18 protein-coding genes are annotated in these 18,068 nt (G+C 72.8%); 11 read left to right on the forward strand and 7 right to left on the reverse strand.

Annotated elements, in window-relative coordinates; all coding sequences use genetic code 11:
* From AB3M81_RS03615 to argH, 4 genes are all read left to right on the forward strand, one after another.
* Entirely contained in the window at nt 1-1,209 is a 1,209-nt protein-coding gene (locus AB3M81_RS03615; protein ID WP_412902565.1) for an acetylornithine transaminase, read from the forward strand.
* Complete coding sequence (gene argF / locus AB3M81_RS03620; protein WP_412902534.1) at nt 1,206-2,129, forward strand: ornithine carbamoyltransferase; 924 nt, start codon at nt 1,206-1,208, stop codon at nt 2,127-2,129. Before AB3M81_RS03615 ends, argF begins: the two co-directional genes overlap by 4 nt.
* Nucleotides 2,130-2,283: 154 nt before the next feature.
* On the forward strand, nt 2,284-2,793 hold the full coding sequence (locus AB3M81_RS03625) for an arginine repressor (protein WP_412902535.1): 510 nt from the start codon (nt 2,284-2,286) through the stop codon (nt 2,791-2,793).
* The gene (gene argH / locus AB3M81_RS03630; protein ID WP_412902536.1) at nt 2,786-4,237 is read left to right on the forward strand and encodes an argininosuccinate lyase; all 1,452 of its coding nucleotides are present in this window, start codon (nt 2,786-2,788) and stop codon (nt 4,235-4,237) included. Before AB3M81_RS03625 ends, argH begins: the two co-directional genes overlap by 8 nt.
* On the opposite strand, the gene AB3M81_RS03635 is transcribed toward argH, so the two are convergent.
* Nucleotides 4,238-5,194 carry a DUF2804 domain-containing protein gene (locus AB3M81_RS03635; protein ID WP_412902537.1) on the reverse strand — a complete coding sequence of 319 codons (957 nt, stop codon included), beginning with the start codon at nt 5,192-5,194 and terminating at the stop codon, nt 4,238-4,240.
* Between the two features lie 81 nt (nt 5,195-5,275).
* Nucleotides 5,276-6,481, reverse strand: a complete 1,206-nt coding sequence (locus AB3M81_RS03640) for an SGNH/GDSL hydrolase family protein (RefSeq protein ID WP_412902538.1) — start codon at nt 6,479-6,481, stop codon at nt 5,276-5,278.
* Between the two features lie 98 nt (nt 6,482-6,579).
* Between AB3M81_RS03640 and AB3M81_RS03645 the strand changes: the two genes are divergently transcribed.
* On the forward strand, nt 6,580-7,149 hold the full coding sequence (locus tag AB3M81_RS03645) for a DNA-3-methyladenine glycosylase (RefSeq protein ID WP_412902539.1): 570 nt from the start codon (nt 6,580-6,582) through the stop codon (nt 7,147-7,149).
* Here AB3M81_RS03645 and AB3M81_RS03650 read toward each other — a convergent pair.
* Nucleotides 7,134-7,796 carry a response regulator gene (locus AB3M81_RS03650; protein WP_412902540.1) on the reverse strand — a complete coding sequence of 221 codons (663 nt, stop codon included), beginning with the start codon at nt 7,794-7,796 and terminating at the stop codon, nt 7,134-7,136. The genes AB3M81_RS03645 and AB3M81_RS03650 overlap by 16 nt on opposite strands.
* On the reverse strand, nt 7,793-9,394 hold the full coding sequence (locus tag AB3M81_RS03655) for a sensor histidine kinase (protein ID WP_412902541.1): 1,602 nt from the start codon (nt 9,392-9,394) through the stop codon (nt 7,793-7,795). Before AB3M81_RS03655 ends, AB3M81_RS03650 begins: the two co-directional genes overlap by 4 nt.
* Before the next feature lie 83 nt (nt 9,395-9,477).
* Here AB3M81_RS03655 and AB3M81_RS03660 point away from each other — a divergent pair, with 83 nt between their 5' ends.
* Genes AB3M81_RS03660 through AB3M81_RS03675 form a run of 4 tightly spaced genes read left to right on the forward strand, consistent with a single transcriptional unit; the run spans nt 9,478 to nt 12,936 of the window.
* Nucleotides 9,478-10,482 carry a Bug family tripartite tricarboxylate transporter substrate binding protein gene (locus AB3M81_RS03660; RefSeq protein ID WP_412902542.1) on the forward strand — a complete coding sequence of 335 codons (1,005 nt, stop codon included), beginning with the start codon at nt 9,478-9,480 and terminating at the stop codon, nt 10,480-10,482.
* On the forward strand, nt 10,479-10,988 hold the full coding sequence (locus AB3M81_RS03665) for a tripartite tricarboxylate transporter TctB family protein (RefSeq protein ID WP_412902543.1): 510 nt from the start codon (nt 10,479-10,481) through the stop codon (nt 10,986-10,988). Before AB3M81_RS03660 ends, AB3M81_RS03665 begins: the two co-directional genes overlap by 4 nt.
* Entirely contained in the window at nt 10,988-12,517 is a 1,530-nt protein-coding gene (locus tag AB3M81_RS03670) for a tripartite tricarboxylate transporter permease (protein ID WP_412902544.1), read from the forward strand. Before AB3M81_RS03665 ends, AB3M81_RS03670 begins: the two co-directional genes overlap by 1 nt.
* Before the next feature lie 11 nt (nt 12,518-12,528).
* On the forward strand, nt 12,529-12,936 hold the full coding sequence (locus AB3M81_RS03675) for a universal stress protein (protein WP_412902545.1): 408 nt from the start codon (nt 12,529-12,531) through the stop codon (nt 12,934-12,936).
* A 6-nt stretch (nt 12,937-12,942) separates the two neighbouring features.
* Here AB3M81_RS03675 and AB3M81_RS03680 read toward each other — a convergent pair whose 3' ends face one another.
* On the reverse strand, nt 12,943-14,046 hold the full coding sequence (locus AB3M81_RS03680) for an acyltransferase (RefSeq protein ID WP_412902546.1): 1,104 nt from the start codon (nt 14,044-14,046) through the stop codon (nt 12,943-12,945).
* A 113-nt stretch (nt 14,047-14,159) separates the two neighbouring features.
* Nucleotides 14,160-14,834 carry a DsbA family oxidoreductase gene (locus tag AB3M81_RS03685; protein ID WP_412902547.1) on the reverse strand — a complete coding sequence of 225 codons (675 nt, stop codon included), beginning with the start codon at nt 14,832-14,834 and terminating at the stop codon, nt 14,160-14,162.
* 58 nt (nt 14,835-14,892) lie between these two features.
* Here AB3M81_RS03685 and AB3M81_RS03690 point away from each other — a divergent pair, with 58 nt between their 5' ends.
* On the forward strand, nt 14,893-15,273 hold the full coding sequence (locus tag AB3M81_RS03690) for a universal stress protein (protein ID WP_412902548.1): 381 nt from the start codon (nt 14,893-14,895) through the stop codon (nt 15,271-15,273).
* On the opposite strand, the gene AB3M81_RS03695 is transcribed toward AB3M81_RS03690, so the two are convergent.
* Entirely contained in the window at nt 15,263-16,408 is a 1,146-nt protein-coding gene (locus AB3M81_RS03695; RefSeq protein WP_412902549.1) for a hypothetical protein, read from the reverse strand. The two genes, AB3M81_RS03690 and AB3M81_RS03695, sit on opposite strands and share 11 nt — an antisense overlap.
* Before the next feature lie 40 nt (nt 16,409-16,448).
* Here AB3M81_RS03695 and tyrS point away from each other — a divergent pair, with 40 nt between their 5' ends.
* Nucleotides 16,449-17,720 (forward strand): tyrosine--tRNA ligase, encoded by a 1,272-nt coding sequence (gene tyrS / locus AB3M81_RS03700; protein WP_412902550.1) that lies wholly within the window; start codon nt 16,449-16,451, stop codon nt 17,718-17,720.
* Nucleotides 17,721-18,068 lie beyond the last annotated feature (348 nt).

Raw genomic sequence — 18,068 nt, forward strand, 5'->3', positions numbered from 1 at the left:
GTGCCCGAGGGAGTCGTCATCCACGGCCGCGAGCCCCGGCTCGGCGGCGCCGAGTGGACCGAGCGCTACCGCGGCGCCGTGATGAACACGTTCGGCGACCCGCAGCGCGTGCTCGTGCGCGGCGAGGGCTCGCACGTGTGGGACGCCGACGGCAACACGTACCTCGACCTGCTCGGCGGCATCGCCGTGAACGTGCTCGGCCACGGTCACCCGGCGATCGTCGACGCGGTCACGTCGCAGCTGCAGTCGCTGGGCCACATCAGCAACTTCTTCGCGTCGGCGCCGCAGATCGAGCTGGCCGAGAGGCTGGTGGAGCTGCTCGGCGGCGACGGCCGCGTGTTCTTCGCGAACTCCGGCACCGAGGCCAACGAGGCCGCCTTCAAGGCCACGCGGCGCACCGGCCGCACCACGATCGTGGCGGCGCAGGGCTCGTTCCACGGCCGGACGATGGGCGCGCTCGCACTGACGTCGAAGGCCGCCTACCGTGAGCCGTTCGAGCCGCTGCCGGGCGACGTCCGCTGGGTGCCCTACGGCGATGCCGCGGCCCTCGAGGAGGCCGTCGACGAGACGGTGGCCGCCGTCATCCTCGAGCCCATCCAGGGCGAGGCCGGCGTCGTCGTCCCGCCGGACGACTACCTCGCGGCCGCGCGCCGCATCACCTCGGCCCACGGCGCGCTGCTGTGGCTCGACGAGGTCCAGACCGGCGTCGGCCGCACGGGCGACTGGTTCGGCCACACGCCGTCCGGCGTGCGCCCCGACCTCGTCACGCTGGCCAAGGGCCTCGGCGGTGGCATCCCGATCGGCGCGTGCGTCGCGCTCGGCGAGGCCGGCTCGCTGCTCGGCCCGGGCAACCACGGCACGACCTTCGGCGGCAACCCCGTCGCCACGGCGGCGGGCCTCGCGGTCCTGCGCACGATCGAGTCCGAGGGCCTGCTGGCCGCGACGAGAGCCCGCGGCGACCAGCTCGCCGACGGCCTGTCGGCGCACCAGCGCGTCGAGACCGTCACCGGGCGGGGCCTGCTGCGCGGCGTCGTGCTCACCGAGCCCCGCGCCGCCGAGGTGCAGACGGCCGCGCTCGATGCGGGCCTCATCCTCAACGCGCCCACGCCCGACCGCCTGCGGCTCGCGCCGCCCCTCGTCCTGACCGAGGACGAGGCCGCCCACGCCGTCTCCACGCTCGGCGCGATCCTGGACGAGGTGCTGGCATGACGAGGCACTTCCTGCGCGACGACGACCTGAGCCCGGCCGAGCAGGCCGAGGTGCTGGCGCTCGCCGCCGAGCTCAAGGCCGAGCCGTACTCGCGCCGCCCGCTCGCGGGCCCGCAGTCGGTCGTCGTGCTGTTCGACAAGTCCTCGACCCGGACTCGGGTCTCGTTCGCCGTCGGCATCGCCGACCTCGGGGGCAACCCCGTCGTGATGGACTCCGGCGTCACGCAGGTCGGCCGCGGCGAGCCGATCGCCGACACGGCGCGCGTCTTCGGCCGCATGGCCAGCGCGATCGTGTGGCGCACGTACGCCCAGGCGGGACTCGAGCAGATGGCCGAGCACGCCGGCGTGCCGGTCGTGAACGCGCTGTCGGACGACTTCCACCCGTGCCAGATCCTCGCGGACTGGCTGACGGTCATCGAGCACAAGGGCTCGCTCGCGGGCCTGACCGTCGCGTACGTCGGTGACGGCGCCAACAACATGGCGCACTCGTACCTGGTCGGCGGCGCCACCGCGGGCATGCACGTGCGCATCGGCGCCCCGCAGGGCTACTGGCCCGACACCGAGATCGTCAACGACGCCGAGCGCATCGCCGCCACGACCGGCGGCTCGGTCACGGTCGTGGCCGACCCCGGCGCGACGGTCGCGGGTGCCGACGTCGTCATCACCGACACGTGGGTCTCGATGGGCCAGGAGGACGAGAAGGCCGAGCGCGTCGCGCTGTTCGGCGACTACTCGGTGACCGCCGACCTCATGGCGAAGGCCGCGCCCGACGCGATCGTGCTGCACTGCCTGCCCGCCTACCGCGGCCTGGAGATCGCCGAGGAGGTCATCGACGGCCCGCAGTCGGTCGTGTGGGACGAGGCCGAGAACCGCGTCCACGCCCAGAAGGCGATCCTCGCCTGGCTGCTGGAGCGGTCGTGACCTCCGGCCGCCTCGCCTGCTCGCCGCCCCCGGTGGTCGAGTGCGGCGAGGAACGAGCCGTGTATCGAGACCACGAGCGGCGTCTATCGAGACCACACGTGATCTCGATACAGCGCCTCGCAAGCTCGTCGCCACTCGATCACCGGGGCGGACGATGACCCCCGGCACGAAGACCGCGCGCCAGCAGCTCATCGTCGACCTGCTCGGCTCGTTCGACGTGCGCTCGCAGGGCGAGCTCGTCGAGCTACTGCGCGAGCGCGGGGTCACGGCGACGATCTCGACCGTGTCGCGCGACCTCGACGAGCTCGACGCCGTCCGCGTCCGCCAGGGCGACGGTGCCCTCGTGTACGCCGTGCCGGGGGAGGGCGGCGACCGCAGCGCGCGCGCCGCGGCGGACTCGTCCGCGGCGCAGAACCGGCTGCAGCGCCTGCTGCGCGAGCTGCTCGTGTCGGCGCAGGGCTCGGCGAACCTCGTGGTCCTGCGCACGCCGCCCGGAGCGGCCCAGTTCCTGGCCTCCGCGATCGACCACGTCCAGATGAGCGAGACGCTCGGCACGATCGCCGGCGACGACACGGTCATGCTGATCGCCCGCGACCCGGCCGGCGGCGAGGCCCTCGCCGCCCACCTCACCTCCCTCGCCCGTAAGGTGCCCACCGATGACTGACACTCCCGACCTGACGCCCGCCGTGCCCGGCTCCACCGACGTCGAGGCCGCCGACTCGCGGCTGTGGGGCGGCCGGTTCGCCGGCGGACCCTCGCCCGAGCTGACCGAGCTCTCGCGCTCGACGCACTTCGACTGGCGCCTCGCGCCGTACGACCTGGCGGGCTCGCGGGCGCACGCCCGCGTGCTGCACGCCGCCGGGCTGCTCACGGACGACGACCTGGCCGGCATGCTCGAGGGCATCGCGGCGCTCGACGGCGACGTCCGCTCGGGCGCGTTCCGTCCCGAGCCGGGCGACGAGGACGTCCACTCCGCGCTCGAGCGCGGCCTCATGGAGCGCCTCGGCCCCGACCTCGGTGGCCGCCTGCGCGCCGGCCGGTCCCGCAACGACCAGGTCGCCACGCTGTTCCGCGCCTACCTGCGCGACCACGCCCGCCAGATCGCCTCGCTCGTGCGCGAGCTCGTCGAGGCGATCGCCGGCCAGGCCGAGCGCCACCTCGGCGCGCCGATGCCGGGCCGCACGCACCTGCAGCACGCCCAGCCCGTCCTGCTGTCGCATCACCTGCTGGCCCACGCGTGGCCGCTCGTGCGCGACCTCGACCGGCTGCGCGAGTGGGACGCCCGCGTGGGCTCGGAGTCGCCGTACGGCTCCGGCGCGCTGGCCGGCTCCTCCCTCGGACTCGATCCCGAGGCGGTCGCGGCGGAGCTCGGCTTCACGGGCTCGGCGGCCAACTCGATCGACGGCACGGCCGCGCGCGACTTCGTCGCGGAGTTCGCCTTCGTGACCGCGCAGATCGGCGTCGACGTCTCCCGGCTCGCCGAGGAGGTCATCATCTGGAACACGAAGGAGTTCGACTTCGTCACGCTGCACGACGGGTACTCCACCGGGTCGAGCATCATGCCGCAGAAGAAGAACCCGGACATCGCGGAGCTGGCGCGCGGCAAGGCCGGCCGCCTGATCGGCAACCTGTCCGGCCTGCTCGCGACGCTCAAGGCGCTGCCGCTGGCGTACAACCGCGACCTGCAGGAGGACAAGGAGCCGGTCTTCGACTCGATCGACACGCTCGAGGTCCTGCTGCCGGCCTTCACCGGCATGGTGGCGACGCTCGAGTTCAACACGCGGCGCATGGCCGAGCTCGCGCCGCAGGGCTTCGCGCTGGCCACCGACGTCGCCGAGTGGCTCGTCCGCCGCGGCGTGCCGTTCCGCATCGCGCACGAGCTGTCCGGCGCGTGCGTGCGCGTGTGCGAGGAGCGCGGCATCGAGCTGTGGGACCTGTCCGACGAGGACTTCGCCGAGATCTCGCCGCACCTGGCCGGCGCGTCCGAGGACGGGGGAGTGCGCGAGGTGCTCACCGTCGGCGGCTCGATCGGCTCGCGCGACGGCCGCGGCGGCACGGCGCTGACCCGGGTCACCGAGCAGCTGGCCGAGCTGCGCTCCCGCCTCTGATCACCAGCGGTTGTGGGCCTGCTCGGCCCACCCCACGAGGCCGTCGAGGCGGTACTCGCGGCCGCGGGTCGTGCGCGCCCAGCCGGACCAGCGCCCGAACGCCTGGTACGTCCGCGCGGCGATGACGCCCAGCTGGGTCGACGCGACCCGGCGGTGGAACGGCGTCAGGACGGCCTCGACGTCCGGGCCGGTGACAGTCCACGTCGAGGCCGGGTCGTCGAGGTCGTAGTCCCACGTGAGGTCGTCGTCCCAGTGGTGCAGGCGGCCGTCGACGACGAGGGCGTTCTCGGTGGCGCCGGTGCCGTCGGTCCACTTGCCGCCCAGCTGCAGCCCGAGCACCCGTCCGGAGGCGTCGCCGCTGCCGGCGGCCCAGTTCCACGTCTTGCGGTAGGGCCACACGCCGCGGCCGCGGTCGAGGACGCCCCAGCCGGCCAGGACGGCCTCGCGCTCGCCGTCGACCTCGATCGTGCCCGTGACGGGGCGGGCCGGGTCCTTGAGCGTGTACTGGAAGCGCCGCCGGCTCCACGGCACGACGACGCCGAGTGCGTCGTCGCCGCCGACGGCCTCGAGCGCCACGCGGACCCGCTCGTGCTCGACGACGATCCGCGTGCCCCGGCCGTGGTCGGCGAAGGTCAGCGGTCCGCTGGTGGCCGTGATCGGCGGCAGGTCGTCCGAGAGGCCGGGCCGCAACGGGCCGGGCCTCGACGTGTCGGCGGTGACCTCGCGGTCGAGCAGCCGGTCGTACGCGTAGATCTGGGTGAGGTTCGCGTAGTCGAGGTCGGCGATCGTCAGGCCCAGCACGAAGCGGCGGGTGACGATGCCCCAGTACTCCCAGCGCTTGACCCGGCCCGTCCACGGCAGCGCCGTGCGGTGCAGGGGGCGGCGGCTCCAGCCGACCGCGGCGGGGTTGAGCCGACGGCCGACGGCCAGGTCGACGGGCGCGACGATCTCGGGCATGCGCGCCAGCCTAGGGGGCGCCGGCCCGCCCGGGGGAGCACGGCTCGGAGACGCTCCCCGCGTCCCCGAGCCGTGCTGGTCTCACCGGAGGCAGGACGGGCGCTGGGCGGACAGCCGGACCAGCCGGGTGGCCTTCCCGTGCCGCAGGCCGACCTTGGCCGTCACCGGCCCGCGGGCCTGCTTCGAGCGCAGGGTCGAGGCCTTGCGGGTGACCGTGAAGGGAGCCTTCCGGTCGACGACGAGCCACGTGCGGCCGACGCTGAAGCTGACGGCCTTGACGAGTCCGTTGCCGCCCGTGACGCGCAGCGTGACCTTGCGGCTCGAGCGCGGCCCGGCGCAGACGGCGCGCAGCTTGAGCGTCTTCGCGGCCGCCTTGACCCGCTGCTCCGAGGTCGGCTTCGGGGCCGGCGCCGGGGTGGTGGGCGTCGGGGCCGGCGCGACGAGCGGCTCGATGACCTTGAGCGCCTGGGTCGCCATCTGCGCCATGCCGGCCGTCGACGGGTGCAGCGTGATGCCGTCGTTGTAGCCGTTCAGGCCACGGACCCACTGGTCCTCCGGAGCCGCGCACGCGGTGTGCTCGCGCCAGCCGGCGATGTCGCGCATGTCGACGAACGCGATCTTCTCCTGCTTGGCGACGGCGCCGATCGTGTCGCTGAGGCGGTCGATCATGCCCTGCAGGTACACCAGGTCGGCATTGGTCGCGTTGAGCAGCGCCGAGCACGTCTCGTACGGGACGTAGGTGCCGTAGCCCACGGCCACGATCTTGGCCTTGGGCGAGCGCGTGCGGACCTCCGCGATGGCGTCGCGGTAGACGTCGGCGAGGGCGTCGATCCGCGCCTGCATGGGCTCGGGCGGGATCGTGCTGCAGCCCTGGACGAGGCACGTCTGCGCCAGGCTCACGAGGCCCACGTCGTTGCCGCCCATCGTGCCGAGCGTGACGAGCGTCGTGTCGGGCTCGAGGGCGTCGAACTGCGGCGGGACGCCCGCGCTCTGCGAGGTCGTCCAGTCCTTGGTCTGGGCGCCGCCGCAGCTGGCGTCGGTGAACGAGTCGGCCTCGATCGCGGCGGCGACGAGGCTCACGAAGTTCTTCTCGCTGCGGGCGCACTGGGGCACCTCGGGCCGCTGGGGCGCGATGCCGGGGCCGGAGACGAAGGAGTCGCCCAGGGCGACGTAGTGCTCGCCGGTGGGGGCCGGCGGGGCTGCGTGGGCCGACGAGGCCGAGACGAGCCCGGCGGAGAGCAGCGCGCTCGTGGCGGCCGCGAGGGAACGGGTGATGAGGGGACGCAAGGGGACTCCTGAGACGAAGTGAGTGACTTGCCTCACATATACACCACCCACCGTCGCCCGGACAGGTGCGTGGGCGTGGCGTGGTAGTCATGGGGACCATGACCGACGTGACCGAGCGCGCCCGCGACCTGCTGGGGCGCCTGCTGCACGGGCACGGCGTCGTCGCGCGGATCACCGAGGTGGAGGCGTACGGCGGCATCGAGGACCCGGCCTCCCACGCCTTCACGCGCACGCCGCGTTCCGAGATCATGTACGGCCCGCCGTGGCGTCTGTACGTCTACCGGATCCACGGACACCACGCCGCGAACGTCGTCACGGGGCCCACCGAGCAGGCGGCGGCGGTGCTGATCCGGGCCGGCGAGATCGTCGAGGGCCACGAGCTCGCGTACGAGCGGCGCGGGGCCGTGGCCGAGCACGCGCTGGCCCGCGGCCCCGGCAACCTGACGAAGGCGCTCGGCATCACGAGCGCCGACCTCGGCACCGAGCTGCTCGACCCGGTGCCGGTCTTCCTGGGCGAGCGGGTCGAGACGCCGCGGATCGTGGCCGGGCCGCGCGTCGGCGTGCGGCTCAACGCCGACGTGCCGTGGCGGTTCTGGGTCGAGGACGACCCCACGGTCTCGGCCTACCGCCGGCACCCGAAGGCCGGGGCCGCTCAGCCCAGCAGGTAGCGCCGCTCGGGGCGCCCGGCGCTGCCGTACCGCAGGCGCACCGTCGCGCGTCCCGCGGTCACGAAGTGCTCGAGGTAGCGGCGGGCGCTGACCCGCGAGAGCCCCACGAGGTCCGCGGCCTCGGCCGCCGACACCTCGCCGGCGCCCTCCAGGGCGGCCAGCAGCGAGGCCGCCGTCTCGACGCTCAGGCCCTTCGGCAGCGGCTCGGCGCCCGGCGCGCCGCCGCCGAACGCCCGGTCGATGGCGGACTGGTCGGGCTCGGTCTCCGTGCGCAGGGCCTTGAGCGACCGGGCCACGGCGCGCAGCCGCTCGGCCAGCGCGGGGTACTCGAACGGCTTCACGAGGTACTGCTGGGCGCCGCCCAGCAGGGCGGCCCGGACGATGTCGGCGTCTCGGTCGGCGGTCACCATGATCACGCCGACTCCGTGCCCGGACGCGCGCAGCGACCTTAGCACCTCGATGCCGTCCATGTCGGGCAGGTGGACGTCCAGCAGCACGAGGTCGGGGGCGAGGTCCGCGACGGCCGCGAGCGCGTCGGCGCCCGTGCCCGCAGTGCCGACGACGGTGAAGCCCTCCGTCCGCTCGACGAAGCGCTCGTGGATGCGCGCGACCATGAAGTCGTCGTCCACGACGAGGACGCGGATCACGCGGTGCCGCCCATCGGGAGCCTGACGCGGAACGTCGCGCCGGGGCCACCGTCCTCGAGGGTCGCCGAGCCACCGCGGCGCGTGGCGATGAGCCGCACGAGCGGCAGGCCGATGCCGCGGCCGCCCAGGACCTCCGGCTTGGTCGAGAACCCGCGCGCGAAGATCGATCGGCCGATCTCGCCGGGCACCCCGGGTCCGTCGTCGCTCACCACGATCTCGATCGTGCCACCGGCGTCGTCCAGCCGGACGGCGACCTCGTGCCCGGCGCCGCCGCGGCACGCGTCGATCGCGTTGTCCACGAGGTTGCCCAGCACCGTGGTGACGTCGGCGGCGAGGTCCGGCGCGAGCGCGGGGACCCGGGAGCCCTCGTCGATGCGCAGGGTCAGTCCCGCCTCCACGGCCTGGCTGACCTTCGCGGCGAGCAGCGCGGCGACGGCGGGATCGCGCACGGCGTCGCGCAGGCTCGCGTCGAGCACGGCGCGCTCGCGCGTGAGCGTGCCCAGCAGGCTGGCCAGCTCGTCGTACTCGCCGAGCTCCACGAGGCCCGAGATCGTGTGCAGGCGGTTGTCGAACTCGTGCGTCTGGGCGCGCAGCGCGTCGGTGATCGAGAGGTTCGAGCTGAGCTGCTGCTCGACCTCGACGACGTCCGTCCGGTCGCGCATCGTCGTGACGCCGCCGATGCCCAGGCCCCGGCTCGAGGCGGCGCGCCGGTTCACCACCAGCACGCGGTCGCCGGTCAGCACGACGGCGTCGCGGGTCTCGGCGTCGCCCGCGATCACGGCGGTCAGCTCGGCGTCGAGCCCCAGCGCGTCCAGTGGCCGGCCGACCGGGTCCTCCGAGACGCCGAGCAGGCGGCGGGCCGCATCGTTCATCACGGTCACGACCCCGGCGTTGTCCACGGCGACGACGCCCTCGCGGATGCTGTGCAGGAGCGCGTACCGGTGGTCGGCCAGCGTCGCGATCTCGTCGGCCGCGAGACCGCGCGTGCGGCGCTTCAGCAGGCGCGACACCGCCCACGTGCCCAGGCCGCCGAGCAGCGCACCGAGCCCGAGGTAGGGCGCGAGGTCGGTCGAGGAGTCGGCGATCCGGTCCCACCACGACGGGTAGGCCTGCTCGGCGACGGCGATGCCGACGAGCGTGCCGTCGTCGCCGATCACCGGCGCGTGAGCCGTCACGAAGCGTCCGCCGTCCCGCTCGACGTCACCGCTCCAGCCGCGCCCCTCGCGCACGCGACTGTCGCCGAGGTCGAGCCTCGAGCCGACCTCCGAGGGCTCGGCCGAGGCGATCACGACCCCGTCGGGGTCCGTGACCAGCACGTCGGTCGCCCCCGACAGCGCGACCGCGCGCTCCACGAACGGGGCCAGCGTCCGGGTGGCGGAGGGGTCGTCGATCGCGGTCCGGACGACCTCGCCGCCGGCGAGGTACTCGGCGACGGACCGCATCGCGCTGCCGCGCTCGTCCGTGAAGGCCGCGGTGCTCTGCCGGAACGAGATGACCGCCACCACCAGCAGCACGGCCGCGACGACGGCGAGCTGCAGCAGCAGCACCTGTCCCGCCAGCGTCAGCCGGCGCCTGCCGATGCCCGTGCGCGTGACCACAATGACCAGAACCTCCTTTGGTTCCGCAATCGTGACCCACGCCACAGGCGACTGCATGATCGGGGGCAGAGCGAGGAGGATCGATGATCACGTGGGGAACGAGCGGCCGACGCGGCCGCATGCTCGGTGTCGGCGTCGTGCTGGCGCTCGCGCTGGCGATGCTCGCTGGCTGCGGGGTGACCCGGGACGACGAGGACGCGGCCAACCGGCGGCTGCGGATGATGATCCCGAACAGCCCCGGCGGCGGCTACGACCTCACGGGCCGGGCCGGCGTCCGCGCGATGGAGCAGAACGAGCTCACCGGCCGCTTCGAGGTCACGAACGTCATCGGCGCCGGCGGCACGGTCGCCATGCAGCGGCTCATGAACGAGCGCGGCGCCGACGACCTGCTGATGACCATGGGCCTGGGCGTGGTCGGCTCGGTCTTCACGAACGGCTCGGACGCCACGGTCGACAAGGCCACGCCGATCGCGCAGCTGGTCTCCGAGCCCGAGGGCATCCTCGTGCCGGAGGACTCGCCGTTCCGCACGGTGCAGGACTTCGTCGAGGCGTGGCGGAAGGACCCGGGCAGCGTCTCGATCGGCGGCGGCTCGTCCCCGGGCGGCCCCGACCACCTGTTCCCGATGCAGCTCGCCGACGAGCTCGGCATCGACGCGAAGGACGTCAACTACATCACGTACGACGGCGGCGGACCGCTCACGACGGCGCTGCTCGGCGCCAAGATCGACGTCGGCATGTCGGGCCTGGGCGAGTTCGAGGGCCAGATCGAGGACGGCTCGCTGCGCGTGCTCGCCGTCTCGGGCGACGAGCGCCTGGAGACCGTCGACGCCCCCACCCTGAAGGAGGAGGGCATCGACTTCAGCTTCATCAACTGGCGCGGCGTGCTGGCCCCGCCGGGCATCTCCGAGCAGACCCGCGAGGAGTACATCGAGCTGCTCACCGAGATGCACGACACGCCGGAGTGGCGCGAGGCGCTCGAGCGCAACGGCTGGATCGACGACTTCACCACGGGCGACGAGTTCGGCACCTTCCTCGAGGAGCAGAACGAGCGCGTCGCCTCGACCCTCGAGGAGCTGGGACTCGCATGACCACCACCCCCGTCACCCCGTCACGCACGGTGGATCGCGCCCAGTACGGGCTGGCCGCCTTCGTCACCCTCGTCGGGATCGTCGTCCTGGTCGACGCGCTCGGCCTCGACCCGGGCTTCGCCGACCAGCCCGTCCAGCCGTACGCGTTCTCGTACGCGATCGGCTCGGTCCTCGTCGTGCTGGGCGTCCTGCTCGCCGTCGCCACGTGGCGCGGCGACGTGGCCCAGCCCGAGGAGGGCGAGGACGTCGACCTCAGCGGCGGCCTCGACTGGAACACGCTGCTGCAGCTCGTCGCCGTGATCGTCGTCGCGGTCGCGCTGATCGACTGGCTCGGCTGGGCCATCGTGGGCGCCGTCCTGTTCGCGGCGTCGGCCCGCATCCTGGGCAGCCGCCGCCTGCTGCTCGACATCGGCGTGGGGATCGCCCTGTCCCTGCTGACCTGGTACGGCTTCTACGTCGGCCTGGGCATCCCGATCCCTGCGGGCGTCCTGGACGGAGTGCTCTGATGGACCTGCTGCTGGACGGCTTCGCGAACGCGCTGACCCCCGAGAACCTGCTGTACGCCGTCATCGGCGTCCTGCTGGGCACGGCCGTCGGCGTCCTGCCGGGCATCGGCCCGGCCATGACGGTGGCCCTGCTGCTGCCGATCACCTACAACGTCGACCCCGCCGGCGCCCTCATCATGTTCGCCGGCATCTACTACGGCGGCATGTACGGCGGCTCGACGACCTCGATCCTGCTCAACACGCCGGGGGAGTCGTCCTCGGTCGTGACGGCGCTCGAGGGCAACAAGATGGCCAAGCGCGGCCGAGCCGCGCAGGCCCTGGCCACGGCCGCGATCGGCTCGTTCGTCGCGGGCACGATCGGCTCGGTGCTGCTCGTCGTCCTGATGCCGAGCGTCGCGGACGTCGTCGTGAAGCTCGGCGCCCCCTCCTACTTCGCGATCATGCTGTTCGCGCTGTTCACCGTCACGGCGGTGCTCGGCTCGTCCAAGCTGCGCGGCTTCATCTCGCTGTTCCTCGGCCTCACGATCGCGCTGGTCGGCTCGCAGACGGGCCAGGCACGGCTCACGTTCGGCCGCCCGGAGCTGGCCGACGGGATCGACGTCGTGGTCGTGGCCGTCGCGATCTTCGCGATCGGCGAGGCCCTGTGGGTCGCGGCGCACCTGCGCCGGCGGCCCTTGGAGATCATCCCGGTGGGGCAGCCGTGGATGAGCCGGGCCGACTGGGGGCGCTCGTGGAAGCCGTGGCTGCGCGGCACCGCGTACGGCTTCCCGTTCGGCGCACTGCCGGCCGGCGGCGCGGAGGTCCCGACGTTCCTGTCGTACATCACCGAGCGCCGCCTGACGAAGCACCCCGAGGAGTTCGGGCAGGGCGCGATCGAGGGCGTCGCCGGCCCCGAGGCGGCCAACAACGCCTCGGCCGCCGGCACCCTCGTCCCGCTGCTCGCGATCGGCCTGCCGACCACGGCGACCGCCGCCGTCATGCTGCTGGCGATCCAGAGCTACGGCATCCAGCCCGGCCCGCAGCTGATGGACGCCGAGCCCGAGCTGGTGTGGGCGCTGCTGGCCAGCCTGTTCATCGCCAACGCGCTGCTGCTCGTGCTGAACCTGCCGATGGCGCCGGTCTGGGCGAAGCTGCTGCAGATCCCGCGCCCGTACCTGTACGCCGGCATCCTGTTCTTCGCGGCCCTGGGCGCCTACAGCGTGAACTTCCAGGCGTTCGACCTGGCGATCCTGCTGGTGCTGGGCCTGCTGGGCTTCGCGATGCGCCGCTTCGGGCTGCCGGTGCTGCCGCTCATCATCGGCGTCATCCTGGGCCCGCGCCTGGAGGAGCAGCTGACCACCGCGCTGGCGATCTCGCAGGGCGACCTGAGCACGCTGTGGAGCGAGCCCGTGGCCGTCCTGGTCTACGCCCTCATGGCCGTCATCGCGGTCGTGATGGGGGTCGTGGGCTGGCGCCGGCGCGGCCAGGAGCCCGACGAGCTCGACCGCATGCTCGACCGCGCGGCGGCCACCGACCGCGACGACATCTGAGAGGACATGACATGACGATCGTGGTGGCCTACAGCCCCGACCGGTACGGACGAGCCGCGCTCGCGCACGGCGCCGCCCAGGCGACGCTGCGCGGCGAGGACCTGCTCGTCGTCAACGACACCCGCGGCGACGCCCTCGTGGACGACCGGTTCGCGCACGAGGACGAGATCGCGCAGGTCCGCGAGCGGCTCGCGACGCTCGGCCTCGAGGCCGAGGTCCGGCAGGACGTCGTGCGGGACGTGGCCGAGGGCGTCGTCCGCGCTGCCGTCGAGCGCTCGGCCAGCCTCGTCGTGGTCGGCGTGCGGCATCGCAGCCCGGTGGGCAAGGCGCTGCTGGGCAGCGTGGCGCAGCGCGTCATCCTCGACGCGCCGTGCCCCGTGCTGGCGGTCAAGCCCGACGAGGACTCCGACGGCGTCTGAAAGGTCTCAGACCCAGCGGCGCAGCGGCCTCACCAGGTCGAGCAGCCACGAGACGACCCACGAGATCACGACGACGGCCGTGAACATCGCGGGGATGCCGACGAGCGGACGCTCGGACAGCAGCGGGCCCAGGTCCGTCGTGACGCGCAGCGTGTGCAGCACCGCGATGTGCACGAGGTAGATCCGGAAGCTCAGCTCGGAGGTGCGCAGCACGAGCGGCCACACGGGGCCGGGGCCCCACGCGCGGGTCGCGAAGAAGCCGAACACGCCGATCGACAGCATCAGCACGGGCGGCAGCAGGTTGTCGTAGGCGGCGAAGACACGGGACTCGCCGTCGCGCGCCGCCCACCACACGTCCGTGAAGGTCCACACGAAGCCGGCAGCGGCGAGCGCCGCCCAGCCGAGCGACGGGACGCGCAGCCGGTCGCGGTAGTGGCTGATCGCGAAGCCCAGGACGAACAGGCCGACGTAGCCGACGGGCAGCGCCTCCAGCGGCATCGCGTACAGCACCGGGAACCGCTCGCCGAGCAGCCAGGCGCCCCACCGCGGCAGCAGCCCGGCGACCAGCCACAGCGTCAGGAACCACAGCAGGAGCCGCTGCCGCTCGGGCTCGGGCCGGTCGGTCAGCGCCCGCAGCAGCGGAACCATGAGGTAGATGCCGAGCAGCACGTAGACGAACCACAGGTGGTAGACCGCGGGCCCGGCCAGCAGGGCCCGGACCAGCTCGGTCGGCTCGAGCGACAGCGGGTCCTTCAGGGCACCGCGGACGCCGGGGCGGCCGCTGTCGTTGAGGGCGATGTTGAGCAGCGTGTAGACGACGATCCACGTCAGCGTCGGCAGGGCCACCCGCAGGAACTGCGGCCGCAGCACGAACCGGCGCACGGGATCGAGCAGCAGCGCGCCCGACGTCATGAAGAAGCAGTTGACCGCGAACCGCCCGCCGGTGTTGGCGAGGTTGCCGAGGTTGAACTGCGAGAGCAGGTCGGGACGGGTGTCCTTGAACGCCACCACGACGATCGCCGCGACGTGCAGCAAGATGACGCCGAGCGTCGCCAGGACGCGCAGGTGGTCGAGCTCGTGACGGCGCGTGCGCGTGACCGTGGTGCTCATGGCGGCACCCTAGAGGTCGGTCGCGTCCGCCTCGTCGGTCGGCTCGCCCGGCAGCTGGCAGACGCCGTCGACGCACACGGGCGCCTCCTCGCCGACGACCTCGAACGGCCCGGTCACGCCGAGGCCTCCTCGGCCTCGTCGGCGGCGCGCTGGAGGACCTGCTCGAAGACCTTCGAGTCCTGCGCTCCCGAGACGCCCAGGCGGCCGTCGAACACGAAGAACGGGACGCCCGTGATGCCGTAGGCGCGGGCCTGCGCGATGTCGGCCTCGACGGCGTCGGCGTACTGCGCGGACTCGAGCGCGGCGCGCAGGGCGCCGGCGTCCAGTCCGACCTCGGCGCCCAGCTCGACGAGCTCGTCGACGCGGCCGACGTGGCGCCCCTGCTCGAAGTACGCCGACAGCAGGCGCTCCTTGAGCTCGGCCTGCAGGCCGTGGTCCTTCGCGAAGTGCAGCGCCTGGTGCGCCAGCAGCGTCTTCGTGTGCCGCAGCGCCTCGAAGTCGTAGGCGAGTCCCTCGGCGGCGGCCAGCTCGGTCATCTGGCCCAGCATCTGCTCGACCTGGGCGGGGTCCATGCCCTTGTGGTGCGCGAGGAAGTCGACCTCGCTGCCCTCGAAGTCGACCGGGGTGTCCGGCGCCAGCTCGAAGCTGTGGAACTCGACCTCGACGTCGCCGGCCCAGCTCGCGACGGCGCGCTCGAAGCGGCGCTTGCCCACGAAGCACCAGGGGCAGGCGATGTCGGACCAGATGTCGACCTTGACGGGACGGGCAGCAGACGTGTTCACGATCATGCAGAACGCTCGCGGCGCTGCCGCCATTCCCGCGTCCGCCTCGCGCTACGCTCGGCTCATGACCATCGCCGTCGCGTACCGTCCGGACGACTATGGCCGCGCAGCGGTCCGCTGGGCCGCCGCCAAGGCCGAGGCGAACGACGAGAGGCTCATCCTCATCACCGTGAGCGAGATCGACCCCGAGGTCGACGAGCCCGAGGAGATCGACCTCTCCGAGTTCACCGAGCGGTTCGACCTCGAGGGCATCGACTACGAGATCCGCCGCGCCGCGTCGCTGTCGGTCTCCGACGTGGTCATCGACCAGGCGGTCGAGGCCGGCGCCGACCGCCTCGTGATCGGCATCCGCAAGCGCACGCCGGTCGGCAAGATGCTCATGGGCCGCGTCACGCAGATGATCCTGCTCGACGCCCCGATGCCCGTCATCGCCGTCAAGCCCTGACGCGCCGGCGCAGCGTCGTGGCGGCCGCGACCGTGTTGGTCCCGCCGTCCCACGCCCACACCGCGCACAGCGTCCAGCGCAGCACGGGCGAGTCGACCAGGCCGGGCAGCAGCATGAGCGCCGCGACGACCAGCTCGGCGACGCCGTAGGCGAGCCACCACGCCGGGTGGCGGCGGAAGAACCTGCGCATCCGCGCGAACGGGCCGCGGCCCGGCAGCTCGCCGGTGTAGGCGTCCTTGACGCGCTCGGTCGCGTTCGGGCGGTGGACCGGTCGCGCCGCGCCGCCGTCGGCGTCCGGGTCGACCGCCCAGCGCGCCGCCACGGCGGGGAACTGCAGGTGGCCGGCGGCGAACTCCAGCAGCGAGCCCGGTGACGTCGAGGCGTACTCCATCGCCGCGGCGGTGTCCTCGTCCGGACCGCTCTCGGGGGTCTCGTAGTGGACGAACGCCGGGCGGGCGGAGACGAGCTCGTCGTCCGGTCCGAGGCCCTCGGCGCCCACGGGGCACACGACCCGCCAGCTCTCCGAGCTCCACGTCTCGCCGCGCGTTACGGCGACCTCGCGGTGGTCGCCGGCGGCGTGCAGGACGAACATCGGCCGGCGCTCGCGCGTCAGGTCGCCGCTGAAGAAGGCACGACTGCGGGGGCCGGCGATCTCGACGAGCAGCCAGCCGTTCACGACGAGGCTGCGTCGTCCCTCCAGCGACGAGGCGAACATCGCGTCCATGACCTCGTCGCGCGCACGGCACACGACGATCGTGCGGTCGGTGACCTCGCCGAAGAGGTCGGTCAGGTCCTCGTCCTCTGGGGCGTCGTCGATGCGCCCGTCGGGGTGGATGATGACCTGCGCGTCGAAGCTGACGCGGGCGGGGACCCGCCGGGCGAGGTGCTGGCCCAGCTGCGACCACTGCGGCCCGGGGACGAGCCCGCCGTCCTCCCACGCGGCGAGCCGCAGCTGGTCGTCCAGCGCGACCCGGACGACGACGGTGTCGGGCGCTCCCTCGCGCTCCCCGAGGACGGTGCCCGCGGCGACCCGGTACTCCGCCAGGGCCTGCCTCACCGCGGTCAGGCCGGCGGCGACGTCGCCGTCCACCGGCCTCACGTAGATCTCGGCTCGACTCCAGCTGGGCTCGGTCATGGTCAGGAGCGTAAGTGGCGTGAGGCTACCCTCGTGGCGGATGAAAGGGATTTACGTGACCACACATGTGATCGATGACCTGCAGGCGCGCGGACTGATCGCGCACTCGACCGACCTCGACGCCCTGCGCGCCGAGATGGACGAGGGGCCGATCACGTACTACGTGGGCTTCGACCCGACGGCGCCGAGCCTGCACGTGGGCAACCTGCTGCAGCTGCTCACCGCGCGTCGCCTCCAGCTGGCCGGGCACCGGCCGCTGCTCCTCGTGGGCGGGTCCACGGGCCTCATCGGCGACCCGAAGCAGTCGGGCGAGCGCGTGATGAACTCCAAGGAGACCGTCGCCGAGTGGGTCGAGCGGATCCGCGGCCAGGTCTCGCGCTTCGTCTCGCTCGACGGCGACAACGGCGCCACCGTGGTCAACAACCTCGACTGGACGCAGCCGATGTCCGTGGTCGACTTCCTGCGCGACATCGGCAAGCACTTCCCGGTCAACCGGATGCTGGCGCGTGACGTCGTGGCGAGCCGGCTCGAGTCGGGCATCAGCTACACCGAGTTCAGCTACATCCTGCTGCAGTCGATGGACTACCTCGAGCTGCACCGGCGCCACGGCGCCGTCCTGCAGACGGGTGGCAGCGACCAGTGGGGCAACCTCACCGGGGGAGTGGAGCTCATCCGCCGCGCCGACGGCGACCGGGTGCACGCGCTCGCCACGCCGCTCATCACGAAGGCCGACGGCACGAAGTTCGGCAAGACCGAGAGCGGCACGATCTGGCTCGACCCCGAGCTCATGAGCCCGTACGCCTTCTACCAGTCCTGGATCCAGGCCGAGGACAGCAAGGTGGGGGAGTACCTCAAGCAGTTCACGTTCATCGCCGTCGACGAGATCGACGCGCTCATGGCCGAGCACGCCGAGCGACCGGGGGCCCGGGCGGCGCAGCGTCGCCTTGCCGCCGAGCTCACGACGCTGGTGCACGGCGAGGCCGAGACCAAGGCGGCCGAGCTCGCGTCGACCGCGCTGTTTGGTCGAGGCGAGCTGGGCGACCTGCCCGAGTCGACGCTGGCGGCCGCGCTGCGCGAGGCCGGCGCCGTGGACGTGACCGAGGGGACGACGATCGTCGACGCCCTCATCGCCTCCGGCCTGGCCGAGTCGAAGTCGGCCGCGCGCCGCGCGATCGCCGACGGCGGCGCGTACGTGAACAACCAGCGGGTCGAGGACCCCGAGCTCGTGCTCGGTGCGGAGCACCGGCTGGCCGGGGGCTGGAGCGTGCTCCGCAAGGGCAAGCGAGCCGTCTCGGGCGTCCGGACGGCCTGATTTGCCCGTCGTTCCAGCATGTGACGCAGGGCACCCCGACCCCGATTTGGAGCCTCGCGAGATGTGTGTGTAATGTACTTCTTGTTGCTCCGCACGGCGGGGGAACAGCCCGAAACCGGAACGATCAACGCCAGGAGCTCCTCGGAGGTCCGGAAACTGATCGCTGACAACGGAGGGCACATCGTAACCGAACCGGGTTTGACCCGGATGAAAACGGCGATGTAAAGTGGATGAGCCTCGAGGGCCGACCCGGGAACGGTGAAGCCTGAGATGTGCGTCTGATCCTTGAGAACTCAACAGTGTGTCAAAAGTCGACGAATTTTTATCAGTACCCCGGCGACTCTGAAG

Origin of the sequence: Aeromicrobium jepli, assembly GCF_047246605.1 — a bacterium.
Classification (GTDB): domain Bacteria; phylum Actinomycetota; class Actinomycetes; order Propionibacteriales; family Nocardioidaceae; genus Aeromicrobium.